This is a genomic window from Flavobacterium sp. B167r (assembly GCF_056824315.1).
Window position 1 is genome coordinate 3,228,435 of sequence record NZ_CP124859.1, and the last position, 25,561, is coordinate 3,253,995.

General features: G+C 33.9%; 19 protein-coding genes and 1 pseudogene. 16 read left to right on the forward strand and 4 right to left on the reverse strand.

The genetic code is table 11. The features are described 5' to 3' along the window. Window positions 1–16 precede the first annotated feature (16 nt). Window positions 17–1,057 carry an agmatine deiminase family protein gene (locus QLQ96_RS14485; RefSeq protein ID WP_482491319.1) on the forward strand — a complete coding sequence of 347 codons (1,041 nt, stop codon included), beginning with the start codon at window positions 17–19 and terminating at the stop codon, window positions 1,055–1,057. A gap of 214 nt (window positions 1,058–1,271) precedes the next feature. Next, window positions 1,272–2,456: an endonuclease/exonuclease/phosphatase family protein gene (locus QLQ96_RS14490; RefSeq protein ID WP_482491320.1), complete on the forward strand. Its 1,185-nt coding sequence runs from the start codon at window positions 1,272–1,274 to the stop codon at window positions 2,454–2,456. Between the two features lie 103 nt (window positions 2,457–2,559). Here the strand turns inward: QLQ96_RS14490 and fahA are convergent, their stop codons facing one another. Then, the gene (fahA, locus tag QLQ96_RS14495) at window positions 2,560–3,843 is read right to left on the reverse strand and encodes a fumarylacetoacetase (protein WP_482496973.1); all 1,284 of its coding nucleotides are present in this window, start codon (window positions 3,841–3,843) and stop codon (window positions 2,560–2,562) included. Between the two features lie 110 nt (window positions 3,844–3,953). On the opposite strand from fahA, the gene glyA reads away from it, so the two are divergent. The 4 genes from glyA (at window position 3,954) to QLQ96_RS14515 (ending at window position 7,768) form a co-directional block, all read left to right on the forward strand. Next, window positions 3,954–5,228 (forward strand): serine hydroxymethyltransferase, encoded by a 1,275-nt coding sequence (glyA, locus tag QLQ96_RS14500; protein WP_482491321.1) that lies wholly within the window; start codon window positions 3,954–3,956, stop codon window positions 5,226–5,228. A 145-nt stretch (window positions 5,229–5,373) separates the two neighbouring features. Further along, on the forward strand, window positions 5,374–5,967 hold the full coding sequence (locus tag QLQ96_RS14505) for a MiaE family protein (RefSeq protein ID WP_095951561.1): 594 nt from the start codon (window positions 5,374–5,376) through the stop codon (window positions 5,965–5,967). A gap of 255 nt (window positions 5,968–6,222) precedes the next feature. Further along, entirely contained in the window at window positions 6,223–7,263 is a 1,041-nt protein-coding gene (locus QLQ96_RS14510) for a GMP reductase (RefSeq protein ID WP_482491322.1), read from the forward strand. Between the two features lies 1 nt (window position 7,264). After that, window positions 7,265–7,768, forward strand: a complete 504-nt coding sequence (locus QLQ96_RS14515; RefSeq protein ID WP_482491323.1) for a GNAT family N-acetyltransferase — start codon at window positions 7,265–7,267, stop codon at window positions 7,766–7,768. A gap of 5 nt (window positions 7,769–7,773) precedes the next feature. Here the strand turns inward: QLQ96_RS14515 and QLQ96_RS14520 are convergent, their stop codons facing one another. Both QLQ96_RS14520 and QLQ96_RS14525 read right to left on the reverse strand, forming a co-directional pair. Continuing rightward, window positions 7,774–8,532, reverse strand: coding sequence for a hypothetical protein (locus QLQ96_RS14520; RefSeq protein ID WP_482491324.1), 759 nt, complete (start codon window positions 8,530–8,532; stop codon window positions 7,774–7,776). A 16-nt stretch (window positions 8,533–8,548) separates the two neighbouring features. Beyond that, window positions 8,549–9,127 (reverse strand): pentapeptide repeat-containing protein, encoded by a 579-nt coding sequence (locus QLQ96_RS14525; RefSeq protein ID WP_482491325.1) that lies wholly within the window; start codon window positions 9,125–9,127, stop codon window positions 8,549–8,551. Window positions 9,128–9,283: 156 nt separating this feature from the next. Between QLQ96_RS14525 and aspA the strand changes: the two are divergent. The 6 genes and pseudogenes from aspA (at window position 9,284) to QLQ96_RS14555 (ending at window position 16,219) form a co-directional block, all read left to right on the forward strand. Then, window positions 9,284–10,692, forward strand: a pseudogene (aspA, locus tag QLQ96_RS14530) (aspartate ammonia-lyase). Between the two features lie 153 nt (window positions 10,693–10,845). Further along, window positions 10,846–12,132, forward strand: a complete 1,287-nt coding sequence (locus QLQ96_RS14535; protein ID WP_482491326.1) for a BamA/TamA family outer membrane protein — start codon at window positions 10,846–10,848, stop codon at window positions 12,130–12,132. Window positions 12,133–12,290: 158 nt separating this feature from the next. Next, window positions 12,291–12,965 (forward strand): response regulator transcription factor, encoded by a 675-nt coding sequence (locus QLQ96_RS14540; RefSeq protein ID WP_482491327.1) that lies wholly within the window; start codon window positions 12,291–12,293, stop codon window positions 12,963–12,965. Between the two features lies 1 nt (window position 12,966). Next, window positions 12,967–14,349, forward strand: coding sequence for a HAMP domain-containing sensor histidine kinase (locus QLQ96_RS14545; protein ID WP_482491328.1), 1,383 nt, complete (start codon window positions 12,967–12,969; stop codon window positions 14,347–14,349). An 83-nt stretch (window positions 14,350–14,432) separates the two neighbouring features. Further along, a complete protein-coding gene (locus tag QLQ96_RS14550) occupies window positions 14,433–15,155 on the forward strand; it encodes a hypothetical protein (RefSeq protein WP_482491329.1) in 723 nt (240 codons plus the stop codon). Window positions 15,156–15,271: 116 nt separating this feature from the next. After that, a complete protein-coding gene (locus QLQ96_RS14555) occupies window positions 15,272–16,219 on the forward strand; it encodes a bestrophin family protein (RefSeq protein ID WP_482491330.1) in 948 nt (315 codons plus the stop codon). A 69-nt stretch (window positions 16,220–16,288) separates the two neighbouring features. Here the strand turns inward: QLQ96_RS14555 and QLQ96_RS14560 are convergent, their stop codons facing one another. Then, complete coding sequence (locus tag QLQ96_RS14560) at window positions 16,289–17,710, reverse strand: aminotransferase-like domain-containing protein (protein WP_482491331.1); 1,422 nt, start codon at window positions 17,708–17,710, stop codon at window positions 16,289–16,291. Window positions 17,711–17,815: 105 nt separating this feature from the next. Between QLQ96_RS14560 and QLQ96_RS14565 the strand changes: the two genes are divergently transcribed. The 4 genes from QLQ96_RS14565 (at window position 17,816) to QLQ96_RS14580 (ending at window position 25,513) form a co-directional block, all read left to right on the forward strand. Next, window positions 17,816–18,730, forward strand: coding sequence for an EamA family transporter (locus tag QLQ96_RS14565; protein WP_482491332.1), 915 nt, complete (start codon window positions 17,816–17,818; stop codon window positions 18,728–18,730). 241 nt (window positions 18,731–18,971) lie between these two features. Next, the gene (locus tag QLQ96_RS14570) at window positions 18,972–21,236 is read left to right on the forward strand and encodes an acyl-CoA dehydrogenase family protein (protein ID WP_482491333.1); all 2,265 of its coding nucleotides are present in this window, start codon (window positions 18,972–18,974) and stop codon (window positions 21,234–21,236) included. A gap of 211 nt (window positions 21,237–21,447) precedes the next feature. Then, the gene (locus tag QLQ96_RS14575) at window positions 21,448–23,091 is read left to right on the forward strand and encodes a DUF6377 domain-containing protein (protein ID WP_482491334.1); all 1,644 of its coding nucleotides are present in this window, start codon (window positions 21,448–21,450) and stop codon (window positions 23,089–23,091) included. 205 nt (window positions 23,092–23,296) lie between these two features. Continuing rightward, entirely contained in the window at window positions 23,297–25,513 is a 2,217-nt protein-coding gene (locus QLQ96_RS14580; protein ID WP_482491335.1) for a glycoside hydrolase family 3 C-terminal domain-containing protein, read from the forward strand. Window positions 25,514–25,561: the final 48 nt, after the last annotated feature.

Sequence of the window (25,561 nt, forward strand, 5' to 3'; positions counted from 1 at the left end):
AAATTAGAACGTATTTATGTCAACAAATAATAGAAGATTTCCAGCAGAGTGGGAAAAACAGCAAGGAATTGTATTGTGTTTTCCGCATAATGGCAACGATTGGCCAGGAAAATATGAAGCTGTTCAATGGGCTTTTGTAGAGTTTATTAAAAAAGTGGCGAATTTTGAAACTGTTTTTTTAGTCGTTGCTGATGAAAAACTAAAAGAAAAAGTAGCTGATATGCTTGAAAGAGCTCGTGTAAACCTTGAAAACGTTTCTTATATTATTCATAAAACCAACAGAAGTTGGATGCGCGACTCAGGTCCAATTATTGTAAAAAATGGTTCGAATAGAGAAGCTTTGAATTTTAATTTTAATGGCTGGGCAAAATATAAAAATTATCAGTTAGATAAATTTGTTCCTGGTAAAGTAGCCGATTTTATTGATGTTCCTTTAACTCAAGTAATGTACAAAGGAAAACCTGTAATTGTAGAAGGCGGAGCGATTGACGTAAACGGAAAAGGAACTTTACTGACTTCTGAAGAGTGTTTGATGCACCCAACAATTCAGGTAAGAAATGCTGATTTTACCAAAGAAGATTATGAAGCAGTTTTTAAAGAATATCTTGGTGTTACAAATGTAATTTGGTTAGGAGACGGAATTGAAGGCGACGATACTCACGGTCACATCGACGATTTATGCCGATTTGTAAATGAAGATACGATTGTAACGATTGTTGAAACAGATAAAAACGATTCAAACTACAAGCCTTTGCAAGATAATTTGAAACGCCTTCAGAATGCAAAATTAGAAAATGGAAAATCTCCTGTAATTGTAGCATTGCCAATGCCTAAACGTGTTGGTTTTGAGGATTTACGCTTACCAGCGAGTTATGCAAATTTCTTGATTTTGAATAATTGTGTTTTAGTGCCAACATTTAATGATAGTAATGATCGTGTTGCTTTAAATATCTTAGCAGAATGTTTCCCTGATCGTGAAGTAATCGGTATTAGCTGCATCGATTTTATCTGGGGCTTCGGAACTTTGCATTGTTTAAGTCAGCAGATTCCTGCGTAAAAATCATAGCCACAGAATTATAAAAAATCACTTTTATCTTTTTAATCTGTGGTCAAATTGTCTGATACACAGAGACTTTTTTATATCATTTGAGCTGTCACTTTTAGTGGCAGCTTTTTTTGTTGTATATTTAACAAAGAGATTTGTGGTGAGTCTCGACAACCTTCTTATATTCGTGTGTTCAACAAAGCAGAAATGCAGATTTAATTTTTATATGAAGAAAATATTTTTTATTCTTTCCGTGCTTTCTTCCGGAGTTCTTTTTTCGCAGTCTGATTCACAAGAAAAAGTTGAACTTACATTTGCAACCTATAATGTAAGTATGGAATCTGATAATTATTCTCCAAAAGGTGCAATGGGAAAATCGGAGCAGATATTGATTCATCAACTTAATTCAGGCAATAATACTCAAATTAAGAATATTGCCCAGATTATTCAGACCGTTAGGCCTGATGTAATTTTGTTAAATGAATTTGACTACATTAAAGATCCTGAACTTGGCGTAAAGGCGTTTATTAAAAATTATTTGAAAGTCAGTCAAGGCGGAGCAACGGCCATTGATTATCCTTACTATTATTATTCAACAGTGAATACTGGTCAACCAAGTCCGTTCGATTTGAACAATGATGGGAAGTTAGAAAATTTTGGAAATGATGCATGGGCATTTGGCATGTATTCTGGGCAATATGGAATGATGCTTTTATCTAAATATCCTATTGATGATAATAACGTTCGTACTTTTCAACATTTTAAATGGAAAGATATGCCAGGAGCATTGCTTACCAAAAAAGCGGATGGATCGGATTGGTATAGTAAGAAAGCTTGGAAGGAATTTCCATTATCTTCAAAATCTCACTGGGACGTTCCTGTACAGATTGGCAATAAAACAGTACATATTTTAGTCAGTCATCCAACTCCTCCAACTTTTGATGGTGCTGAAGATCATAATGGGAAAAGAAATCATGATGAAATCCGATTCTGGAAAGATTATATTTCAGATAATTCAGCTTCGTACATTTATGATGATAAAGGAACAAAAGGCGGTTTATCTGCGAATTCTCAATTTGTTATATTGGGTGATCAAAACGCTTCACCAGTTGAAGGAGACGCTATTAGAGAAGGTATAAAGTCTTTAATAGAGAGTCCAAAAATTATTAGTGACTTTACGCCTGCGAGTAAAGGTGGTGCCGAATTTAGTCCTGAAAATCCTTTTGGAGTTAATCATACTGCTTTTTGGAGAATGCGTGCTGATTATGTATTGCCGTCTAGACTTGGTTTTAAGTTTGTTAGCAGCGGTGTGTTCTGGCCTGCAAAAGGAGAACCAATGTCAGGATTAGTTGAAAAACGTGAATCAAGTTCAGATCATCGTTTGGTTTGGGTAAAAGTAGTTTTGGAATAATTACTTTTCCTTCAATATTACGAGATTTAAATATGAAGCATAAAAAAACCTTGGTTATTCCAAGGTTTTTTATTTTCTATAGCTCTTCAGAGTGCTTTACTCTTCATGGTCTAATGAAAGGAGGCAATAATTGACTTGAAACTTCTCCAAAACCAATTCTTACTTCTGCATTTTCGCAGAAACCTCTCATGATAACAGTGTCGTTATCCTCAATGAATTTGCGTTCGCTTCCATCTTTTAATTTCAAAGGATTTTTTCCTCCCCAAGTCAATTCTAACATAGAACCAAAACTATCTGGCGTTGGACCAGAAATTGTTCCAGAACCCATCATATCTCCTGAATTTACGCGACATCCGTTAGATGTATGGTGTGCCAACTGTTGGCTCATTGACCAATATAAATATTTGAAGTTAGATCTTGAAATAACCGTTTCTTCTTGATTTTCAGGCTTTAAAGCCACTTCTAAATGAATGTCAAAAGCTTTTTTACCTTTTGTCTGAAGATACGGAAGCGGAGTAGGATCTTGTTTAGGACCTTTAGTTCTAAAAGGCTCCAAAGCATCCATCGTTACAATCCATGGTGAAATCGAAGTTGCAAAGTTTTTAGCTAAGAATGGTCCAAGCGGCACATATTCCCATTTTTGAATGTCACGTGCGCTCCAGTCGTTCAATAAAACCATTCCGAAAATATACTCTTCTGCTTCGTAAGTTGGGATATTTTCTCCCATTACATTTACATCTGTTGTAATAAAAGCAGTTTCTAATTCGAAATCTACTAAACGAGAAGCTCCAAATACAGGTGTATCATGTCCTGCAGGCAAAGTTTGTCCCATTGGTCTGTGAACGGGAATTCCAGATGGAACAATTGTAGAACTTCTTCCATGATATCCAACCGGAATATGAAGCCAGTTTGGCAACAAAGCATTCTCTGGATCACGGAACATTTTTCCTACGTTTGTAGCATGTTCTCTACTAGAGTAAAAGTCGGTGTAATCGCCAATTAAAACAGGAAGTTGCATCTCTACATCTTCAATTTTAAATATAACAATATCTCTGTGTTTTGTTGTATCTCTTAATTGCGGATTAGTTTCGTCGAATATATCTGCGATACGATTTCGAACCAAACGCCATGTTTTTTTCCCGTCAGAAATAAAATCATTTAGCGTATCCTGCATAAACATATCATCGGTTAATTCTATTCCTTCGAAATAGTTTAGTTGTTGTAAAGCCCCTAAATCTATAGCATAATCACCAATTCTCGTTCCTACTGTAACGACATTTTCTTTGGTAAGAAACACGCCGAAAGGAATATTCTGAATAGGGAAGTCGCTATTTTCTGGCACTTCTAACCATGATTTTCTACTGGTATCGTTAGCGGTTATAGGCATGTTTAATGTTAATTGTTTTGTTGAAAAATTGTATGTCAAATATATCATAATCTAGCAGTTTGACAAACGTTTTTTTGTATTTTTGCGTGAAATTAACGAAAAACAAAAAAATGCAACGCGACGAACAAATTTTTGATCTTATCCAAGAGGAGAAAGAAAGACAAATTCACGGATTAGAGCTTATTGCTTCTGAGAATTTTGTAAGTGATGAAGTAATGGCAGCAGCAGGGTCTGTTTTAACTAATAAATATGCAGAGGGTTATCCTGGTAAAAGATACTACGGCGGTTGTGAAGTAGTTGACGTTATTGAGCAGATTGCTATTGATAGAGCTAAAGAATTATTTGGCGCAGAATATGCAAACGTACAGCCTCACTCAGGTTCTCAGGCTAACACAGCTGTTTACCATGCTTGTTTGAATCCTGGTGATACTATTTTAGGTTTTGACTTATCTCACGGTGGTCACTTGACTCACGGTTCTCCTGTAAACTTCTCAGGACGTTTATATCGTCCAGTTTTCTACGGTGTAGATGCTGAAACTGGTCGTTTAGATTATGATAAAATTCAAGAAATTGCAACTAAAGAACAGCCAAAATTAATCATCGCTGGAGCTTCGGCTTATTCTCGTGATATGGATTTTGCTCGTTTCAGACAAATTGCAGACAGTGTAGGAGCGATTTTATTTGCTGATATTTCTCACCCAGCAGGTTTAATTGCAAAAGGATTAATGAATGATCCAATTCCTCATTGTCATATTGTTTCTACAACAACTCATAAAACATTAAGAGGACCACGTGGAGGTCTTATTTTGATGGGTAAAGACTTTGAAAACCCACAAGGATTAACAACTCCAAAAGGAGAAATCAGAATGATGTCTTCATTATTAGATTTAGCTGTTTTCCCAGGAAATCAAGGTGGACCTTTAATGCACATTATTGCTGCTAAAGCGGTTGCTTTTGGTGAAGCTCTTAAAGATGAGTTCTTTACTTACGCAATGCAATTACAAAAAAATGCAAATGCAATGGCTGATGCTTTCGTAAAAAGAGGATACAACATTATCTCTGGCGGAACTGATAACCACATGATGCTTATTGACTTAAGAAATAAAAGTATTTCTGGTAAAGAAGCTGAAAATGCATTAGTAAAAGCTGAAATTACAGTAAACAAAAACATGGTTCCTTTTGATGACAAATCTCCATTTGTTACTTCTGGAATTCGTGTAGGAACAGCTGCAATCACAACTCGTGGTTTAGTTGAAAAAGATATGGAAACTATCGTAGCTTTAATCGATAAAGTACTTGCTGATCATACAAATGAAGCACTTATCGAAGAAGTTGCTGATGAAGTAAACGAATTAATGAGCGAAAGACCAATCTTCGCGTATTAAAAATTAGTCAAAAGTCATAAAGTCGAAGGTCGAAAGTCTAAAAAGAAATGCGAATTTCTATTTTAGTTTTTGATCTTCGATTTTCTTTTTAAGTTTTCTATTGACTTTATGACTTTAGACTTTCAAACTTTAAGACTTAAAAAAAATGGGCGTATTAAGATTACAATTGCCAACCGACCCAAGATGGGTAAATATTGTTGAGAAAAACATCGAAGAAATCTTGACAGATCACGCTTGGTGCGAGCAGAAAGCGGCAACAAATGCGATTACAATTATCACAAACAATTCTGAACATCAAGATTTAGTGAAGGATTTATTGGCTTTAGCCAAAGAAGAAATCGATCATTTTGAGCAAGTTCATAATATCATTATAAAAAGAGGATTGAAATTAGGTCGTGAGCGTAAAGACGATTACGTAAACGAACTTTATCAATATATGAGAAGAAGTGGCGACGGAAGCCGTGTTTCTGGTCTTGTTGAAAGATTATTATTCTCGGCAATGATTGAAGCAAGAAGCTGCGAACGTTTTAAAGTACTTTCTGAAAATATTCAGGATGAAGAATTAGCAGTTTTCTATAGAGAATTAATGGAAAGCGAAGCAGGACATTATACCACTTTCATCACTTATGCCCGTAAATATGGAACAGGAATCGATGTTGAAAAACGTTGGAGAGAATGGCTGGCTTTTGAAGAATCCATCATTACCAATTACGGAAAAGGAGAGACGATTCACGGGTAAGTTTTAGTTTTCAGTCGCAGTCACAGTTTTTTGTTTGTTTTGTTTCAGGTTTAAAGTTTAAAGTTTGTCAGGCTGAGCGAAGTCGAAGTCCACGCAAAGTATCAATTTTGAAATAAAAAAATCTGTTTTTCATCCGCGTTTTCGCGAAAGCGAATCTGTATCATCCGCGTTCGAATTTTTAAGTTTTTAAAATCTAAAATCTTCAATCTAAAATCTAAAATTTCCTATATTTGAGAGTAACCAAAATCTCGAACTATGAGAATAGAAATGGACCTGAAATTAGGATTTAAAGACGTAATGTTTAGACCAAAAAGATCAACGCTTAAAAGCAGATCTGAAGTTTCCTTAGAACAAAATTTCAAATTTCTGCACAGTACTTCAAATTGGACAGGAATTCCAATTATGGCTGCCAATATGGATACCGTGGGAACTTTTGAAATTGCAAAAGTCTTGGCAGGGGAAAAGCTGTTTACGGCTATTCATAAGCATTACACTTTAGAGGAATGGAATGATTTTTTGAAAAACGTTAGTCCAGATTTCTACGATTATATTGCGGTAAGCACGGGAATAGGAAAAGAAGATTTTGAGAAAATTGAAAAAATAATCACTGCAAATCCGTTACTGAAATTTATTTGTATTGATGTTGCAAATGGTTACTCAGAACATTTTGTTCAGTTTTTAAAGAAAACTCGAAAACAATATCCAGATAAAATTATTATTGCAGGAAATGTTGTTACAGGCGAAATGACCGAAGAATTGCTGTTAGCTGGCGCTGATATTGTAAAAGTCGGAATTGGTCCAGGTTCTGTATGTACCACTCGTGTAAAAACAGGCGTTGGTTACCCACAATTATCTGCAATTATTGAATGCGCCGATGCTGCACATGGTTTAGGCGGACACATTATAAGCGATGGCGGTTGCACAACTCCAGGCGATGTTGCAAAAGCCTTTGGAGCCGGAGCCGATTTTGTAATGTTAGGTGGAATGCTGGCAGGTCATACAGAAAGCGGCGGTGAACTGATTGAAGTAAAAGGTGAGAAATTCAAACAATTTTACGGAATGAGTTCGAAAACTGCTATGGATAAACATGCTGGAGGCGTTGCAGAATACAGAGCAAGCGAAGGAAAAACGGTTCAAGTTCCGTTTAAAGGGGACGTAATTTATACCGTTTTGGATATTTTAGGCGGAATTAGAAGCACTTGTACTTACGTTGGAGCATCAAGATTAAAAGAACTAACTAAAAGAACGACTTTCATCCGCGTAAGCGAACAAGAAAATCAAGTTTTTAAAAAATAATATGATTCAAATTACCGAAGCATCGATTGGAGATATAGCCAAAATTCAACAGATTGCACATATAACGTGGCCAATTACGTATGGCGAAATTCTAACGAAGGAACAATTAGAATATATGCTGGATCTGATATATTCTGATGAAGCACTTTCAAAACAAATTCAGAATAAAGAGCAGTTGTTTTATATGATTTCAGATTCTAATTCCATAATTGGTTTTATAGGAATTGAACACAATTATAACGACGAAGCGACAACAAAAATTCATAAAATCTATCTTCTGCCAGAAACTCAGGGAAAAGGATATGGTAAAATTGTTTTTGAAGAAATCGGAAAAATGGCTTTAGAAAACAACTCAAAAGAACTTTTATTAAATGTAAACCGTTTTAATACCGCTTTGAATTTTTACAAAAAACTAGGTTTCGAAATTAAAGAAACGGTTGATATAGAAATTGGAAATGGTTATTTGATGGAAGATTATGTGATGGGGAAATTTTTAGAGCTATAAAAAAATTAAAGATTTAAAGGAGTAAACCCCCAATCTTGGCGGTATGCTTTTACTTTAAATTTTGGTTTATTGTAAAAGTTTAGTTGATAAACTCGATAATTTTTTTTATCTAAATAACAATTATAATTTATTACATATTCTTCAGGATGCCATTCTTTTTGCATTAGATCGTAATTTTTTTTGAGTCTGATAAGAGACTTATCATGATCTTCATCAGGAAGATCTGAATTTGAATACATAGTTCGATAGATTAAAGTACTGTCGCGTTCTTCTAAGTTTTGACAATTTAAAATAGAATAAAGAAGATCGTTTGTAATTTCATATTTAATGGTTTCTTTATTTTCTTTGTCACTTGCTGTTAATTTGCTTAAAGCATTATTCAACTCTAAAGTAAAAGTAGAGTTTGTTTTTTGAATGCTAGGGATTTGATTATCAAATGGGAATTCCCAATAATCTTTGTATTTATTTGAAAAAAATGGAATTGCATAACATTCATTTTTTGAATTGACAAAAACAATAATTTGTTGATTGCCTTTTATGCTGTCAGGCTCAGAAAATAACTGAATTTCAAAATTAAACTTTCCGTTTTTAATGCTTTTCACAAGTTGATAATCATTTCCAAACTTATCTTTATTGGTTTTCAATTGAGGGAATCTTTGGATGATATTTTTGATTGATTTTTTTACATCGGCTTCTTTTTTTTGGACACAGCTGACCGTTACAAGAAAAAAAAGAATAAAAACGATATAATTTATGTTTTTCATATTTTTTTAGATTTAATTAACTCACAACAATATCATGCTTAAACAATAACCCTTTCACTTCATTTAAAGAAAAAACTGCTTTTTTCAATTTAGTTTTAGACGGATCAATAGTATAGTTGTAACTCGTTTTAAAATCGGTTTTGTTGGCAACGGCTTTATTGAATTCTGAACGGTATAAATCGCAGTTATAGAAAACAACATTCGTAAGATCTGTAGCCATAAAATCAACGGCAATCAAACTGCAGTTGGTGAAAAATGTTCCTTTTAATTTTAGCGTATAAAATTTCGAAAAATCTAAAATGCAATCATTAAATTCAATTTCGAAAATCAATTTATCGCACATTGCAAAATTGACGTCTTTAATTTCGCATCGATTGAAAGTTGCAGTTCTAAAAGCAACGTAATTTATTTTGGCTTCAGAAAAAATACAATCGTTAAAAACACAGTCGATAAAAGTAACCGCTAAAAAAGTGCAGGCAGAGAAATTACAGTTATTAAAAACGCAGCATTCGAAGTCCTTAAAATTAAGGTCATCTTTGTCGTAAATAATTGTATTGTATTCTTTATCAAGAAAATACTCGCTCTCTTTTTTCAACTCTTTTTTGATAATTATTTGAGGTTGAAAAGGTAATAATTTGCTGTAGAATTTTCGATGAAAATCGTAATCATTTTAAAATTATTAACGACTTTAGAATAAATTTGATGTAGCTTTACGCTTATTTTTTAAGCTAAAATTTATCAATTTCACAATATGGAATCAACAAGAAAAGAACATGATTTTCTAGGAGAATTAGACATTCCAAATCATTTATACTACGGAATCCAAACTTTCAGGGCTGTAGAAAATTTCAATATTACAGGTATTCCAATTTCAAAAGAACCTTTGTTTATCAAGGCTTTAGGATATGTGAAAAAAGCTGCGGCAATGGCAAACAAAGATTGTGGTGCAATCGATGCTAAAATTGCAGAAGCGATTTGTTACGGAAGCGATCAGATTATTGCAGGTAAATTTGATCAAGAATTTGTGAGCGATTTGATTCAGGGTGGAGCAGGAACTTCTGTAAACATGAATGCGAATGAAGTTATTGCCAATATCGGATTGGAATATTTAGGTCATAAAAAAGGAGAATACAATTTTCTTCATCCAAATAATCACGTAAACTGTTCGCAGTCTACAAACGACGCTTATCCATCAGCTTTTAGAATTGCTTTGTATTTGAAGATGGAAAGCTTTATTAAAACTTTGGCAGGTCTTGAAGTTGCTTTCGCTAAAAAAGGAGAAGAATTTAAAGAAGTTTTAAAAATGGGAAGAACGCAATTGCAAGATGCGGTTCCTATGACTTTAGGACAAGAATTTAAAGCTTACGCAACCACAATTGGCGAAGATATTCAACGTTTGAAAAATGCTCAGGAATTATTGTTGGAAATAAATATGGGCGCAACAGCGATTGGAACAAAAGTAAATGCTCCAGAAGGTTACCCAGAAATTTGCGTAAAATATTTGGCTGATGAGGTTGGAATTCCGTTAACACTTTCACCAGATTTGATTGAAGCAACCGTAGATACAGGGGCTTACGTACAGATTATGGGAACTTTAAAACGTTCAGCAGTTAAGATTTCTAAAATCTGTAATGATTTACGTTTATTAAGTTCTGGACCAAGAACAGGTTTAAATGAAATTAATCTTCCAGCGCGCCAGCCAGGATCTTCAATTATGCCAGGAAAAGTGAATCCGGTAATTCCAGAAGTGGTAAATCAGACTTGTTTTATGTGATTGGTCAAGATTTAACGGTTACAATGGCGGCAGAAGCGGGACAATTGCAATTGAATGTAATGGAGCCAGTTATTGCTTTTGCAATGTTTACTTCGTTAGATTATCTTGCTAATGCAATTCAGACTTTAATCGATAAATGTATTAACGGAATCACAGCAAACGTCGATCATTGCTATAATATGGTAATGAACAGTATCGGAATCGTAACACAATTAAATCCGATTATTGGTTACGAAGAAAGCGCAAGTATTGCTGGAGAAGCTTTAAAAACAAACAAAAGCGTACATCAGATTGCGGTTTTAGAACAAAAGTTAATTACTCAGGAAAAATGGGATGAGATTTATTCGTTAGACAATCTAATCCATCCAAAATTTATAACGAAATAATGAAAGTTAAAATATTACCAAGCCGTCAATTTTTTTGACGGCTTTTTTTGTTAAAATAGTTTGAAATTATTTTTAGTTAGAGGCTAAGATGTTGAAAATAAGGCTTATATTTGCGATGAGATTGAATCTTAATTTCTAAACAAAACTTTGTAAATGGTAATTTTTTTTCAAAATAATGCCGTTCAGTACAAGTCTAAAATCTTAGGATTACTATTTCTTATTTCCTTTAATTTATTCGCTCAAGAGGAAATTAAAAATCCTGAAATCGAAACCCCAACAATCTGTCCTCCTAAAACATTATTCGACCTTTTTAAAAAGCAAGACGATGCTTTGGTCGTTAAACCCACAAAGAACAATTTCTTTTTATTAATTCCAGCAATTGGTTCACAGCCTGCAACAGGATTCTTTTTTGGTGCCGTGGCGCAGTATACATTTAAAGGAAAAGAAGAAAAAGATAAATATTCAATTGCTAATGTCGGCATTACTTATACGGTGAAAAATCAGTGGTTGGTTAATATCAAAAATAATATTCTGCTTAATAATAATAAAATCTTTTTGAGTGGAGATTATAGATTGTATTTGTTTTCGCAACCTAATTATGGTTTAGGAACCGATATTATTCCGCCAAGACGTGATCAGATTTCTGGTTTTAGCGTAGATTCACTTGCTCAGGACATGGATTACAATTATTTAAAATTCCATCAAACCGTTTCTTTTGAGGTTAAGAAGAATTATTATATTGGAGGAGGTATTAATATTGATTGGTACTCAAGTATACAGGATAAGGAATTGGATGTTGCAAATGGAAAATATACTTACCACTACAATTACAGTCAAAAATACGGATTTGATAGTTCTGAATATTTCCTAAACGGAATGAGTCTTAATTTGGTTCATGATTCTCGTGATAATCAGGTAAATGCATCAAAAGGCTGGTTTGCGAATATTAATTATAGATTTAATCCAGTATTGTTTAATAATCAGGATTATAGTAATGTATTGTTTGCTGAATACCGCCATTTTATACCTGTCTCACATAAAAATCCCCACTACATTCTCGCAATTTGGACTTACGGACAATTTGTGACCAAAGGAAAAGTGCCTTACTTAAATCTTCCTGCAATTGGCTGGGATCAGCGCAGTAGGAGTGGGGAAGGATATACGCAGGGGTTATTTAGAGGAAATGGCTTGGTTTATCTGTCTACAGAATTTCGTTTTCCTATTACATGCAATCAAATGTTGAGCGGTACGGTTTTTACCAATTTTGTAACAGCCAGTAATTCTGATACTAATTTGCAACTATTCAAATCGATACAGCCTGCTGTAGGCGCTGGTTTGAGGATTTTAATTGATAAAGCTTCCAAAACCAATCTAATTTTAGATTATTCATGGGGAAATAACTCTAAAGGATTCTATTTGAATGCGGGTGAGACTTTCTAAAAATTAAAAATAAGAAGCTTTCAGCGTAAAATAATATTAAAAAGCAGGCGATTATGTCTGCTTTTTTGATTCTTCATAATTAAATCATAATTTGTAATGATGTGCCAAATTATGTTAAATTGTATTCCTATTTTTGTTGTATATACAAACTTCTTAAGATGAAATTACTTATAGTCGAAGACGAGCCAAATCTATTATCGATTTTACGAAAAGGTTTTGCAGAAAATAATAATGAAGTAAGCGTTGCAATGGACGGTAAAACGGCTATGGAGATGATTCATAATTATACCTTCGATGTAGTAATTTTAGATGTGATGCTTCCAGATATTAACGGAATTGAAATTTGCAGAAGACTTCGCGCAGCCAAAAACTTTGTGCCTATTTTGCTTTTAACAGCTTTAGGGACTTCAGAAAACATTGTAACGGGACTCAACGCTGGTGCCGATGATTATTTGGTTAAGCCTTTTAAATTTGGAGAATTAGACGCCAGAATAAATGCGTTGTACAGAAGATCGCAACAGGAAACAGAAAAAATAGATACCATCACAATTGCTGATTTAGAAATAAACGGACGTGCAAAAACCGTTAAAAGAGATGGAGAAAACATCATTTTGACTGCTAAAGAATTCAAATTATTATATTATTTAGCTAAAAATACGGGTCGCATCGTTTCGCGCGATCAGATTTTGGATAACGTTTGGGATATCAATTTTGATATGAACACCAACGTTGTCGATGTCTATATTACATACTTAAGAAGAAAGATTGATAAGCCTTATTCGTCGAAACTTATTCATACCATGAAAGGTTTGGGGTATGTTATAAAACCATAATATGGATATTAGAAAAAAAATTACTTTTAATTACGTTGCCCTTTCTACCTTTAGTACATTGCTATTGTGCATCATTGTGTTTTTCTTGTTTAGAGAAAATAATAGATACCACTTCTTAAAGCGTCTGGACGATAGAGCAAAAATTGTTTCTTCTATTCATTTTCAAAAAGATCCAGAAAAGATCAAATATTACAAAAACCTCAAAAAGAATGGTCTTGAAGAATTGATCGAGGAAGAAGAATATGTGTTGAAAATCAACAGTCATAATAGTTTTGATTATAATACCAATTTAAATCTTCCAAACTCTTTTTATACCAATATTTTAAAGACGGGAAAAGATTCTTTCGAAAGAGATAATAAATATTATTTAGGACAGATTTTTCAAGAGAACGATCAAAAATACATTGTAATTGTTGGCGCGCGCGATCGCAAAGGTAAAGACACGACCGTTTATATTGTCAAAATCATGCTTTTTGGCGGAATTGGTTTTGTGATTTTAGCTTTTCTTTTAGGACGATTTTTAGCCAAACGCGTTATCGATCCTGTAGCAAGAATTACAAAAGAAGTAAAAAGAATTAGTGCCTCAAATCTTCATAATCGTCTTCCTGAAGTTAAAAATTCTGATGAAATTTCAGATTTGACGAATACTTTTAATAATATGCTGGATCGTCTAGAAACTTCTTTTGAGATTCAAGCCAACTTTATTAATAACGCTTCGCACGAATTAAAAACGCCAATAACAACCATTATTGCCGAAGCAGAAATTATGCTGCTTAAAGAAAGGCAGCAACATGAATATATAGAGTCTCTACAAAATATTTACAGTCAGGCTTCAAGATTAGGAAACTTAACAGAAAGTTTGCTAAAACTGACGCAAACGGGTTATGACGGACAAAAACAAGTGTCTGATATTGCCCGAATGGACGAACTTTTGTTGGAAGTAAAATCGGATCTTGATAAAATTTATCCAGACAATCGAGTGAGTATCAGGCTTAATTTTGCGCCAGAAGATTCAAATCTATTATTGTTGCCGTGTAATAAACCTCTTTTAGAATTGGCAATCAATAATATTATAACCAACGGAGTAAAGTATTCTGATAACAACGAAGTATTTGTGAGTCTTTCTGCTAATAAAGAAATGATCAAAATCTCGATTAACGATATTGGAATTGGAATTCCGCCTGAAGATATTCCGCATTTGTATGAACCTTTCTTTAGAGGAAAAATTGCAGCTAAATATATTGGATATGGTTTAGGGCTTCCGTTAGCTTCTAAAATCATTCGAATGCATGACGGTGAACTTCAAGTGCAGTCTGAGCAAGATAAAGGAACAATCGTTACGATTATCTTTAAAAAACTCAATATTAAAAAATCTAATGTTTAAGTTTAGAAAATTCTAATTTTAGATTAATAAAGGTCTAATTTACGGATAGTTATTTTGTAGGTATAAACTAAAAGATTATGCTTATGAAAAATTTTCTTATACCTACGACTTTAAAAGATGATACAATCTCGGCTGTTAAATCTGCTGTGAATCAGTCCAAAAATACGGAATCAGAAATTATTTTAGTATTAGTTTCAGAAGCGCCTGATACGTTTTCTTCTTCTGGTTTTTTAAGGGAGATGAAATCCGGACTTACCAGAAGTCAGGAAGAAGTTCTGGAAACCTGCCGATATATTGTTGAGCATACTTCAAACATAAAATTAAAAGTTCACAACCAATATGGACTTTCAGCACCAATTTTTAAAAGACTAATTGAAGTTTTTTCAGTAAAATTGGTCATTCTTACGCATTCTTATAAACAGGAAACCAAAAGAATTCATCAATATTTGGTGCAATTAGCAGGAAATCAGAAATGTCCGATTTTACATTTAAGTACAGAAATTAATAAAGAGGTTTTCCATAAAGCGCTTTATGTAGAAAAATCTAGTATGAACATTCATGTAAAAGATGTTCAGGATTTCTTGAGCGCCAATTTCTCTTTCGAAATTGTAAGCCAGACGGCAAGTTTTGAAGACAACTACGAAAAAGTCGCTCCATTTTTATCAGAAGCCATTTCAAAACACAATATTGATATGTTGGTGGAAACCAGAAAAGGCGAAAAAATCAAATTTAAAAAATCCAAAAAAGAAAATGTCAATGAAAAATTAGGACTTCCTGTTCTTTCATTGTACGAAGAGATGGTTTAAGGGTTTGAGATTCTAAGTTTCTAAGACACTAAGTCTCTAAGCTTTTTGATTCTTAGCATCTTAGAAACTTAGCATCTTAGCCTCTTAAAAAAAATATTAATTTAAATGCCGAAAATATGTTGTTAAGGAAAAGAATACCAATGAAGTACATTCTCGGGAAAATTAAAGTAGAAATTGGATTAGTGCTGGCATATACCGTGCTGTTTGAAATATTTCATCATTATTTTATCACTTTACCCGTAGATATCCCGATTGCCATTCCGACCATGATCGGAACCATTATTTCTTTATTATTAGCTTTTAAGTCGAATCAGGCTTATGACAGATGGTGGGAAGCAAGAATTGTTTGGGGCGCTGTTGTAAACGACTCTAGAACTTTGATTCGTCAGGTTTTGACGTTTTATGAAGATCCAGATTATTCTGTTGAAGCGAGCGAATTCAAAGAAAATTTTGCAAAAAGACAAATTGCATGGTGTTATAGTCTTGGGCAGTCGCTTAGAAATAGAGACGCTGTGAAACCGCTTGAAGGTTTGATGAGTGAAGAAGAAATTAAATACATCAAGAACCATCAAAACGTTCCGAATGCAATTTTAATGTTGCACGCAAGAGATTTGCGAAATGCAAAAAACGATAAAAAACTTAATGTTTATCAGCAAGTTGAAATTGACAATACGCTATCTAGATTGTGTGACGAAATGGGAAAATGTGAACGAATTAAAAACACTATTTTTCCAACAACATACAGCATGTACATTCGATTAACGCTGTGTTTGTTTATTTTGTTATTGCCTTTCGGATTAACAAGCGTTTTGAGCTGGTTTGCCATTCCGCTGATTACAGCAATTGGAGCCGCTTTCTTTTTGATCGAAAGAATGGCGATTCATTTGCAAGATCCGTTTGAAAACAGACCGACAGATACGCCAGTTACTGCAATTGCAAACACAATCGAAAAAAATATCAAGCAAATGCTAAATGAATATCAAAGCGAATTTGACATTCTTAAAGAATTTGACTTAAAAGACGAACCTAAGAAAGTCGAAAAAGACGCTTATTTTGTCTTATAACTATTTAATTTTGGTCTTCTTTTAATTGTTGGTTGGACAGTGAGTAGTTGCGCTGTCCAACATTTTTTTTTACAACTGCTTCACCAATCTCCCCAATGTTTGAATTGCAGTTCTCAATTCGTTAGACCAAGGCAATCCAAAACTCAAACGCATGCAGTTTGAAAACTGGTTTTGAAATGAGAAAATTCTTCCCGGCGCAATACTAATATTGTGTTTAAGCGCCAAATGATAAAAAGCTGCTGTGTCGATTTTTTTATCCAATTCAACCCAAAGAAAAAAGCCTCCTTGCGGCTGACTCACTTTGGTTCCTGCAGGAAAAGATTCTAAAACCGTATTGATGTAATTGATGCAATTTCGATTCAAAATCTGGCGTATTTTTCTAAGATGATTTTCATAACGGCCATTTTTCAAGAAATCTCCAACCACTTCATGCGTAATAGTTGTATTAGAAATAGTATGATACAATTTCGTTCTTAAAACTTCTTTTTTAAATTTCCCTGGTGAAACCCAACCCACACGATAGCCAGGAGCTAAAGTTTTAGAAACTGATCCGCAGCACAAAACAATTCCGCTTTCATCGTAAGTTTTGCAATTTGTTGGTCGGCTTGCGCCAAAGTACAAATCGCCGTGAATATCATCCTCAATTAAAGGAACATTATAAAAATCCATTAAGCGTACAATTTCTTTTTTGTGTTCATTAGGCAGCATACTTCCAGACGGATTACTGAAATTGCTCATCAAAACACAAGCTTTTACTTTATTGCTAGAAAGCGTTTTTTTAACTGCCTCGAGTTCAATTCCCGTTGTCATATTGGTTGGAAGCTCCATTACATACAAACCTAATGATCGCGCCAATTGCAGAATTCCAAAATATACAGGACTTTCCGTAATAATAGTATCGCCCGGTTTTGTCAGTGTAAGTAAACAATCAAAAATGGCAGAAATACAGCCTGGAGTCGTTATAATATCTTCTTCGGTAAGAGAACCGCCCCAAGTGAATGACCAGCGGGCAATTTCTTTTCTCAAATTACTATTTCCTTGAATTTCCTCGTAACTCGTGCCGCTGTTGGACAATTGGCGCATTGCCTGAACCATACTTTTGTTCAATTTGGCAATTGGAAGCAATTCATTTGACGGAAATCCAAGCGAAAGCATCGTTACGTCTTTAGAACGCATATCGCCATAGACCAAATCGATTAAATCTTCTCGTTCAATGTTTTCAAGACTCAATTTCGGTTTGCTAGCCGAAGGTTCGGTAATTACTCGTGCCGAAATATTACTCACATAATAACCTGATTGTGGCCGAGATTCAATAAGAGAACGGCTTTCAACTTCATAATATGCCTTACTTACCGTACTCATGCTATAACCCGTTTCTGCACAAACTTCCCGTATAGAAGGCAGTTTGTCACCAACGTTTAAAACGCCCGATTTAATCTGTTTCTCGATTCGGTCAGCAAATTGAAGATATAAGTAATTAGAATTTTTCATAAAATAAAACTGTTATGCTGCAATTTACAAAAACTGTATCTGTATTGCTGTTTTATTTTTAAGAAATTTGTCTCATCAAAAGAAAACAATTCAAAAAATAATTTTGTGAAAACAACAAAGTATTATATCGCGGCGATTTCAGCCTTTATTACATGGGGACTTTTTAGTTTGGTTTTAAAGCCAATACACGAATATCCTTCATTAGATATTTTATTTTTTCGCGTTTTTAGCTGCGGTATGTTAATGGTTTTAATTGCTTTTCTATTCAAAAGAAAACAGATAAAAGAAACCATTCAGATTTTTAAAGCTTTATCAAAATCAGAAAAAAGAAAATCGATTCTGCTGAATATTGGCGGAAGCGCATTTTTAATGGCAAATTGGTTTACATTTATTTATGTGGTAAATCATGTTAGTGTAAAAGCGGCTTCGTTGGCGTATTTGGTTTGTCCAATTTTAACAACTTTACTCGCTTATTTTATACTGAAAGAAAAACTGCTAAAAACACAATGGTTTTCAGTAGGATTAAGTATTTCAGGATGTGTACTGCTTTCTTACAGCGATATAATGGATATGTTTTTTAGCATTATTATCGGTTTAACTTACGCCGCATATTTGGTTAGCCAACGCGCCAACAAAGGTTTTGATAAGTTTATTGTTCTGACCTTTCATATAACATTGGCAGCATTAGTTTTAGTGCCATTTTACCCAAGTTACGGAGGACCAGTTCCAACAGAATTTAAATTCTATTTCTGTATTGAAACCATTGCCATTTTATTTACAATTATTCCGCTTTTCTTGAATTTATATGCGCTTTCAGGAATCAATTCTTCAACGGTTGGTATGTTGTTGAATATTAATCCGATGATTGCTTTTGGTTTGGCGGCCTTCTTTTTCAAAGAAAATATTACGCCTTTACAGATTACGGCATACGGCATAATTTTTACCGCAGTGTTAGTTTTTAATTCACATCATATTTTTGCTATTAAACAAAAAATGACCTCAATATCCAAGGGTTCATAATTCTTAGTTTTCATGTTTTTTATTGGTTTAAAATCGAAAATTATAAGAACCTTAACAGGATGTTTAAACAGGAATGAGTATTTTTCATTCCTGTTTTTTTATGCGATAAAGCGAAAAAAGGGATAGCCACGAATTCACGAATTTTTTATATTTATTTTAAAATAATTCGTGACTCGAGCAACAGCGAACAGGCGAAGCAATTCGTGGCTAAAAAAACTATTAAAAACCGAATACTATTGATATGAAAAATACCAAACTTCAAGCCTTTACGCCATTATTTTATTTAGTGTGGTCAGATGATTTATTGACTCAGAAAGAATTTGCAACCTTAAAAGAGTTCATAAATTCCTTAAATGTTTTATCAGAAGAAGAAAAAGAATATTTGCTTTCTAAAACAGATATTTCGAATCCGCCTTCGCGAAATGAACTCACACAATGGAAATTGGATATTGAAAGCAGTATTCAAGATACATCTTCGATCAAGTCGATTTTTGAAATTGCAAAAGCACTTTCAGGAAGCGATTTGGATTTAACTCCAATCGAGTCAGATTTCAAAAAACTGGAAAATGATTTAGGAATTTTAGGCGAAGAAGCACTTCAAAACTTCAAGACAAAAGCGGGTTCTTTTACAGCAAATTCTCATACTAATGCAAGTTTTGACATTCAGAAAATTACTCAAATATTAGACGGAAAAGAAGCTGCGATAATTGAAAAAGTAAAATCGGTAATTTCCAGACCTGAATTTGCTTATGAAACTTCAACCGATATTAATGTTTTCAGACAAACAGTTTACAAATGGTGTAAAATTCTAGCCGATGAAAATTTAGGAAGCATGGCTTACCCGAAAGAATACGGTGGAGGAGGAAATATCGAAGATTATTTTGCCATTATGGAAACGCTGAGTTACCACGATTTGAGTTTGGTAATTAAATTTGGTGTTCAGTTCGGACTTTGGGGAATGAGCGTTCAGTCTTTAGGAACAGAAAAACATTACGCTAAATATTTAAAAGATATTGGTTCGCTGAAACTTCCTGGCTGTTTTGCGATGACAGAAACGCATCACGGATCGAACGTAAAAGGCTTGGAAACAACAGCAACTTACAATCATAAAGAGCAGACTTTTACGATTCATACGCCAAATAAAAATGCTCAAAAAGAATATATCGGAAACGCAGCAGTTCATGGACAAATGGCAACTGTTTTTGCAAAATTAATTATTGACGATCATGATTATGGTGTAAATGCTTTTGTGGTTCCGTTACGAGATCCAAATGGAAAGGTGGTAAATGGAGTGACAATTGGCGATTGTGGCCATAAAATGGGATTAAACGGCGTTGATAACGGAACTATTAGTTTCGACAATGTCGTGATTCCGAAAGAAAATATGCTGGATCGTTTTGCTTCTGTGAATGATAAAGGAGAATTTGAAAGTCCGATTCCGAGTGATAACAGACGATTTTTTACCATGTTAGGAACTTTGGTCGGAGGAAGAATCGGAATTCCGCGTTCGGCTTTAGCGGCAGCGAAATCTGGGTTGACGATTGCCATCCGCTACAGCGATCAAAGAAGACAATTTGGACCAGAAGGAGGTTCTGAAGTTCCAATTTTAAACTACAGAATGCATCAGCGCAGATTGTTGCCGCCTTTGGCTAAAACATATGCTGTCCATTTTGCGCTTCAATATTTAACAAAGAGATTTTTAAACAAAACCGAAGCCGAAATGCAAGAAATCGAAGCGTTGGCGGCGGGAATGAAATCGTATTCAACTTGGAGCACGAGAGATATTTTGCAGGAATGCAGAGAAGCCTGCGGAGGGAAAGGCTATTTATCTGAAAATAGAATTGATGCGCTTAAAAATGACACTGAAATTTACACGACTTTTGAAGGCGATAATACAGTTTTGATGCAATTGGTGGCAAAAAACCGTTTAGCAGAATTCAGAAAGTCATTTGGAGAAATGGGATCGTTGGGAATCATTAATTATGTTTATGAAAATGCAAAAACAGCTATTTCTGAGAAAAATCCAATTGCAACCAGAAGAACAGATGATGAACATTTGTTAGATGGAGAATTTCATCTTCAGGCTTTTGTTCACAGAGAAAAAACAATTTTGGCTTCTGCAGCACGACGTATTAAGAAATTAATAGATAGCGGTTTAGAACCTTATGACGCATTTAATGTGGTTCAACACCAAATGATTGATGTGGCTGAGGCATATTTAGAAAGGATAGTTTTAGAGCAATTTCAAATCGCTATAAAAGAAATTGAAGACGAATCAGCGAAAGCTATTTTGACGAAATTGAATCAGTTGTATGCGCTTTCTCAGATCGAAAAAAATAAAGCTTGGTATTTAGAAGACGGTTATATGGAAGCGGTAAAAACCAAAGCAGTTCGTAAAATGGTAAATCAGCTTTGTTGGGATATTCGTCCAGATGCTGTCGCTTTGGTAAATGCTTTTAATATCCCGGAAAGCTGTTTGTCTGCGCCGATTGCAGCACATTTATAATTTTGAAAAACAACTTTTTAATAGATGATTTCGATTTGGTTTATTCCATTTCGAAATCATTTTATTTATAACAAAACCTATTTTGCTGTCTTATTTTTAAATATCATAAAAGTAAATAACATTCATTTTGGTTGATTCTAACCACTGTTAAATTAATTCAATTTTTATATTTTCGCTTTGCTATATTTGTAATTCCTTATATTAAATCGCTTTGAAAAAATACTGCTTATTTCTGTTTCTTATACTAAACTTTCCGCTTTTTGCATCGGAGAGTACAGAGGTTATTCTAAAAGAATTGAACGAAGCGATCAAAAATAAACAGCATTATGTAAAGATTAAAGAAGAACGAATTCTGAATTTCAAGAAAATAAAATCTGATAATCTTACGAAAGAGCAGGAGTACAATTATAACAAAACATTGTATTTCGAATATCAGAAATTAAACTCAGATTCGGCTATTCAATATGTAAAAAAGAACCTTAAAATTGCTGAAGAACTTCAGAACAAAGAACTTTTTAATTTAGCGCAATTGCAATTGGTAACGCTTTATTCTTCATCAGGAAAATACCGCGAATCTGAAGCTCTTTTAAAAAGCATTAATAAAAAAAGTCTAGCAGCTTCATTGCTTCCAAATTATTACATTTCCTATCGTGAGTTTTTCGAACATTATGCCGCTAACAGTTATAGTCCTGAGTACAGAAAACAGATTGGAAGATATCGAGATTCGTTACTAAACATTCTAAATCCTAATACGTTAGATTATAAAATTAATCGAATTCAGCAAGATATTTTTATTAATAGAAAATACACTGATCCGAAAAAGCAATTATTAGCTTTATTAAATAAAACAAAAGAGGAAAGTCCGCAATATGCGATGATTACTTATTTATTGGGAAAAATAGCAGAAGTTACTCATGATTTAGAATCTAGAAAAAAATACTACGCGCTTTCTGCCACCTCAGATATTAAAAATGCCAATAAAGACAATGCTTCATTACAAGAATTAGCTTTAGTTTTTTACGAAATCGGCGATGTTGATATGGCGTACAAATTGACGCAATCTGCCATTGAGGATGCTTTGTATTGCAATGTTCAGTTTAGAACTTTATTGATGTCAGAAGTTTATTCGATTATCAATACTGTTTATTTAGAGCGTGAAGCCCAGCGAAAAAGCGATTTACAGATTTCTCTGCTTTGCATTAGCCTTCTTTCTCTATTTTTATTGGTTGCAATTATTTACGTTTATAAACAAATGAAAAAGGTTTCTAGAATTCGAACAGAATTGTATGAAACCAGTCAGAAACTAGCAGAATTAAATAAAGATATTACTGAAACTAACAGTCAGCTTCAAGAAAGCAACTTGCAATTGTCTGAATCTAATTTGGTTAAGGAAGAATATATTGCACATTTTTTCAGTCTTTGTTCAACTTACATCAACAAGCTGGAGAATTACCGCATTATTTTAAATAAAAAAGCTACGGCAAAACAATTCGACGAAATTTATAAAATATTAAAGTCAACTACTTTGGTTGATAATGAATTAGAAGAATTGTACAAGAACTTCGATATTATCTTTTTGAATTTATATCCAACATTCGTCAAAGATTTCAATGCCTTATTAATTTCAGAAGAACAAATTGTTTTAAAGCAAAATGAATTGCTGAATACAGAACTTCGAATTTTCGCCTTAATCAGACTCGGAATTACAGACAGTGTTAAAATAGCCGCATTTTTACGTTATTCTTTAAGCACAATTTACAACTATCGTACAAGAGCTCGAAATAAAGCAGCAGTTTCACGAAATGATTTTGAAGAAATGGTGATGAAAATCGGTTCTATGGCTTTAAAAGCGTAAATGTTTATTTTAAAACTACTACTTTTTTTGATATAATTTTTAATTTAAATATTTGTAAATCAATATTTTAATTTTTTAAACCACTACTTTTTTCTATCTAAAAATGTAACGTTAACGATAACGTTTTAGTTTTACAATATGATAGAAAAAGTTTTTATAATAGACTTTCTAATTTTATCTAACTAATGCTTTAATTATTACTGTTATGTTAAAAAACGTAAAAACAATTGTTGTTTTACTTTTACTAAGTTCGTTGGGAGCAAATGCCCAGAACAAAGTTCCAGTTTATCTAGATGATAAAAAACCGATTGAAGAGCGTGTAGAAGATGCGCTTAAACGAATGACTACCGATGAGAAAATTGCCATGATTCATGCGCAGTCTAAATTTAGTTCTCCAGGCGTTAAACGTCTTGGAATTCCAGAAAACTGGATGACCGATGGACCACACGGAATTCGTACAGAAGTAAAATGGGACGAATGGGATCAAGCCGGATGGACAAACGATTCTTGTATTGCTTTCCCAGCACTTACTGCACTTTCATCAACTTGGAATAAAGAATTGGCTTCTTTATATGGTAAATCTATTGGAGAAGAAGCACGTTTCCGTAACAAAAACGTATTATTAGGACCTGGTGTAAACATTTACAGAAGCCCATTAAACGGCCGTAATTTCGAATATATGGGAGAAGATCCGTTTTTGGCTGCAAAAATGGTGGTTCCTTATATTAAAGGAGTTCAAGCAAATGGAGTTGCTGCCTGCGTAAAACACTTTGCCTTAAACAATCAAGAAACAAACCGTAACTCAGTTAACGTAATTGTTGACGATCGCGCCTTATACGAAATCTATCTTCCTGCTTTCAAAGCTGCAGTTCAAGAAGGTGATGTTTGGTCAATTATGGGATCTTACAACAAGTATAAAGGACAGCAATGTTGCCACAATGAATATTTGTTAAACGATATTCTTCGCGGAGAATGGGGTTTCAAGGGAGTTGTAGTTTCAGATTGGGGTGGAGTTAACGATACTAAACAAGCGATTCATAATGGTTTGGATATGGAGTTTGGTTCTTGGACAAACGGTCTTTCTTGGGGAACAAGCAATGCTTATGATAACTATTATTTAGCAAAACCATACTCTGAAATGATCAGAAAAGGAGAAATTGGGACTAAAGAATTAGACGAAAAAGTACGTCGAATTCTACGTTTATCTTTTTTGACTACAATGGATAGAAATCGTCCTTTCGGATCTTTTGGAACTGAAGAGCACGCTCTTGCTGGTCGTAAAATAGCTGAGGAAGGAATTGTTTTAGTGCAAAACAACAATAACATCCTTCCAATCAATCTTTCAAAAACTAAAAAGATTGCCGTAATTGGAGAGAATGCTATTAAAATGATGACAGTTGGAGGAGGAAGTTCTTCGCTTAAAGCAAGATACGAAATCACACCGCTTGAAGGTTTAAAGAAAAGAATCGGAAATCAAGCTGAAATCGTTTATGCAAGAGGTTATGTTGGAGATCCAACAAGTAATTACAATGGCGTTATTGCTAAAGTTAGTTTAGAAGAAAAACGCCCGCAAGCAGAATTAACTGCAGAAGCTTTGAAAATTGCTAAAGATGCAGATATCGTTCTTTTCATTGGAGGTTTGAACAAAAGTGAAAATCAAGATGACGAAGGACACGATCGTAAACATTTAGAATTGCCGTATGGTCAAGATAAATTAATCAGCGAATTAGCGAAAGTGAACAAAAACATTGTTTTCGTAAATATTTCTGGAAATGCAGTTGCTATGCCTTGGATTAAAGAAGTTCCAGGAGTTGTTCAAGGATGGTTTTTAGGAACTGAAGCTGGAACTGCTTTGGCAAATGTTTTGGTTGGAGATGTGAATCCGTCAGGAAAATTATCTTTCACTTTCCCAGTAAAATTAGCTGATAACGGAGCTCACGCTTTAGGAGAATTTCCTGGTGGAGATGAGGTAAAATACAACGAAGGAATTTTTGTTGGATACCGTTGGGTTGACAAAAACAAAATCAAACCATTGTTCTCTTTTGGACATGGTTTAAGCTACACGACTTTCGCTTACGGAAAAGTAACAGCTGACAAAAAACAAATTAACGCTGGAGATAAAATTACATTCTCTGTTAATGTGAAAAATACAGGAAGCAGAGAAGGTTCTGAAGTGGTGCAATTGTACATTACAGACGTAAAATCTTCATTGCCTCGCCCGATAAAAGAATTAAAAGGTTTTGAGAAAGTTGCTCTTAAAGCTGGTGAAGAAAAAACAGTTACGTTTACAATTGATAAAGCGGCTTTAAGTTTCTTCGACGATAAAAAACATGACTGGGTTGCAGAACCTGGTGACTTTGAAGCAATCATCGGTGCTTCATCAACAGATATAAAATCTAAAGTGAATTTTTCACTTAAATAAGTTTTTATTTCTAAAAATTGGTTGGTTTGTAAAGCTGCAAGTGTCAAA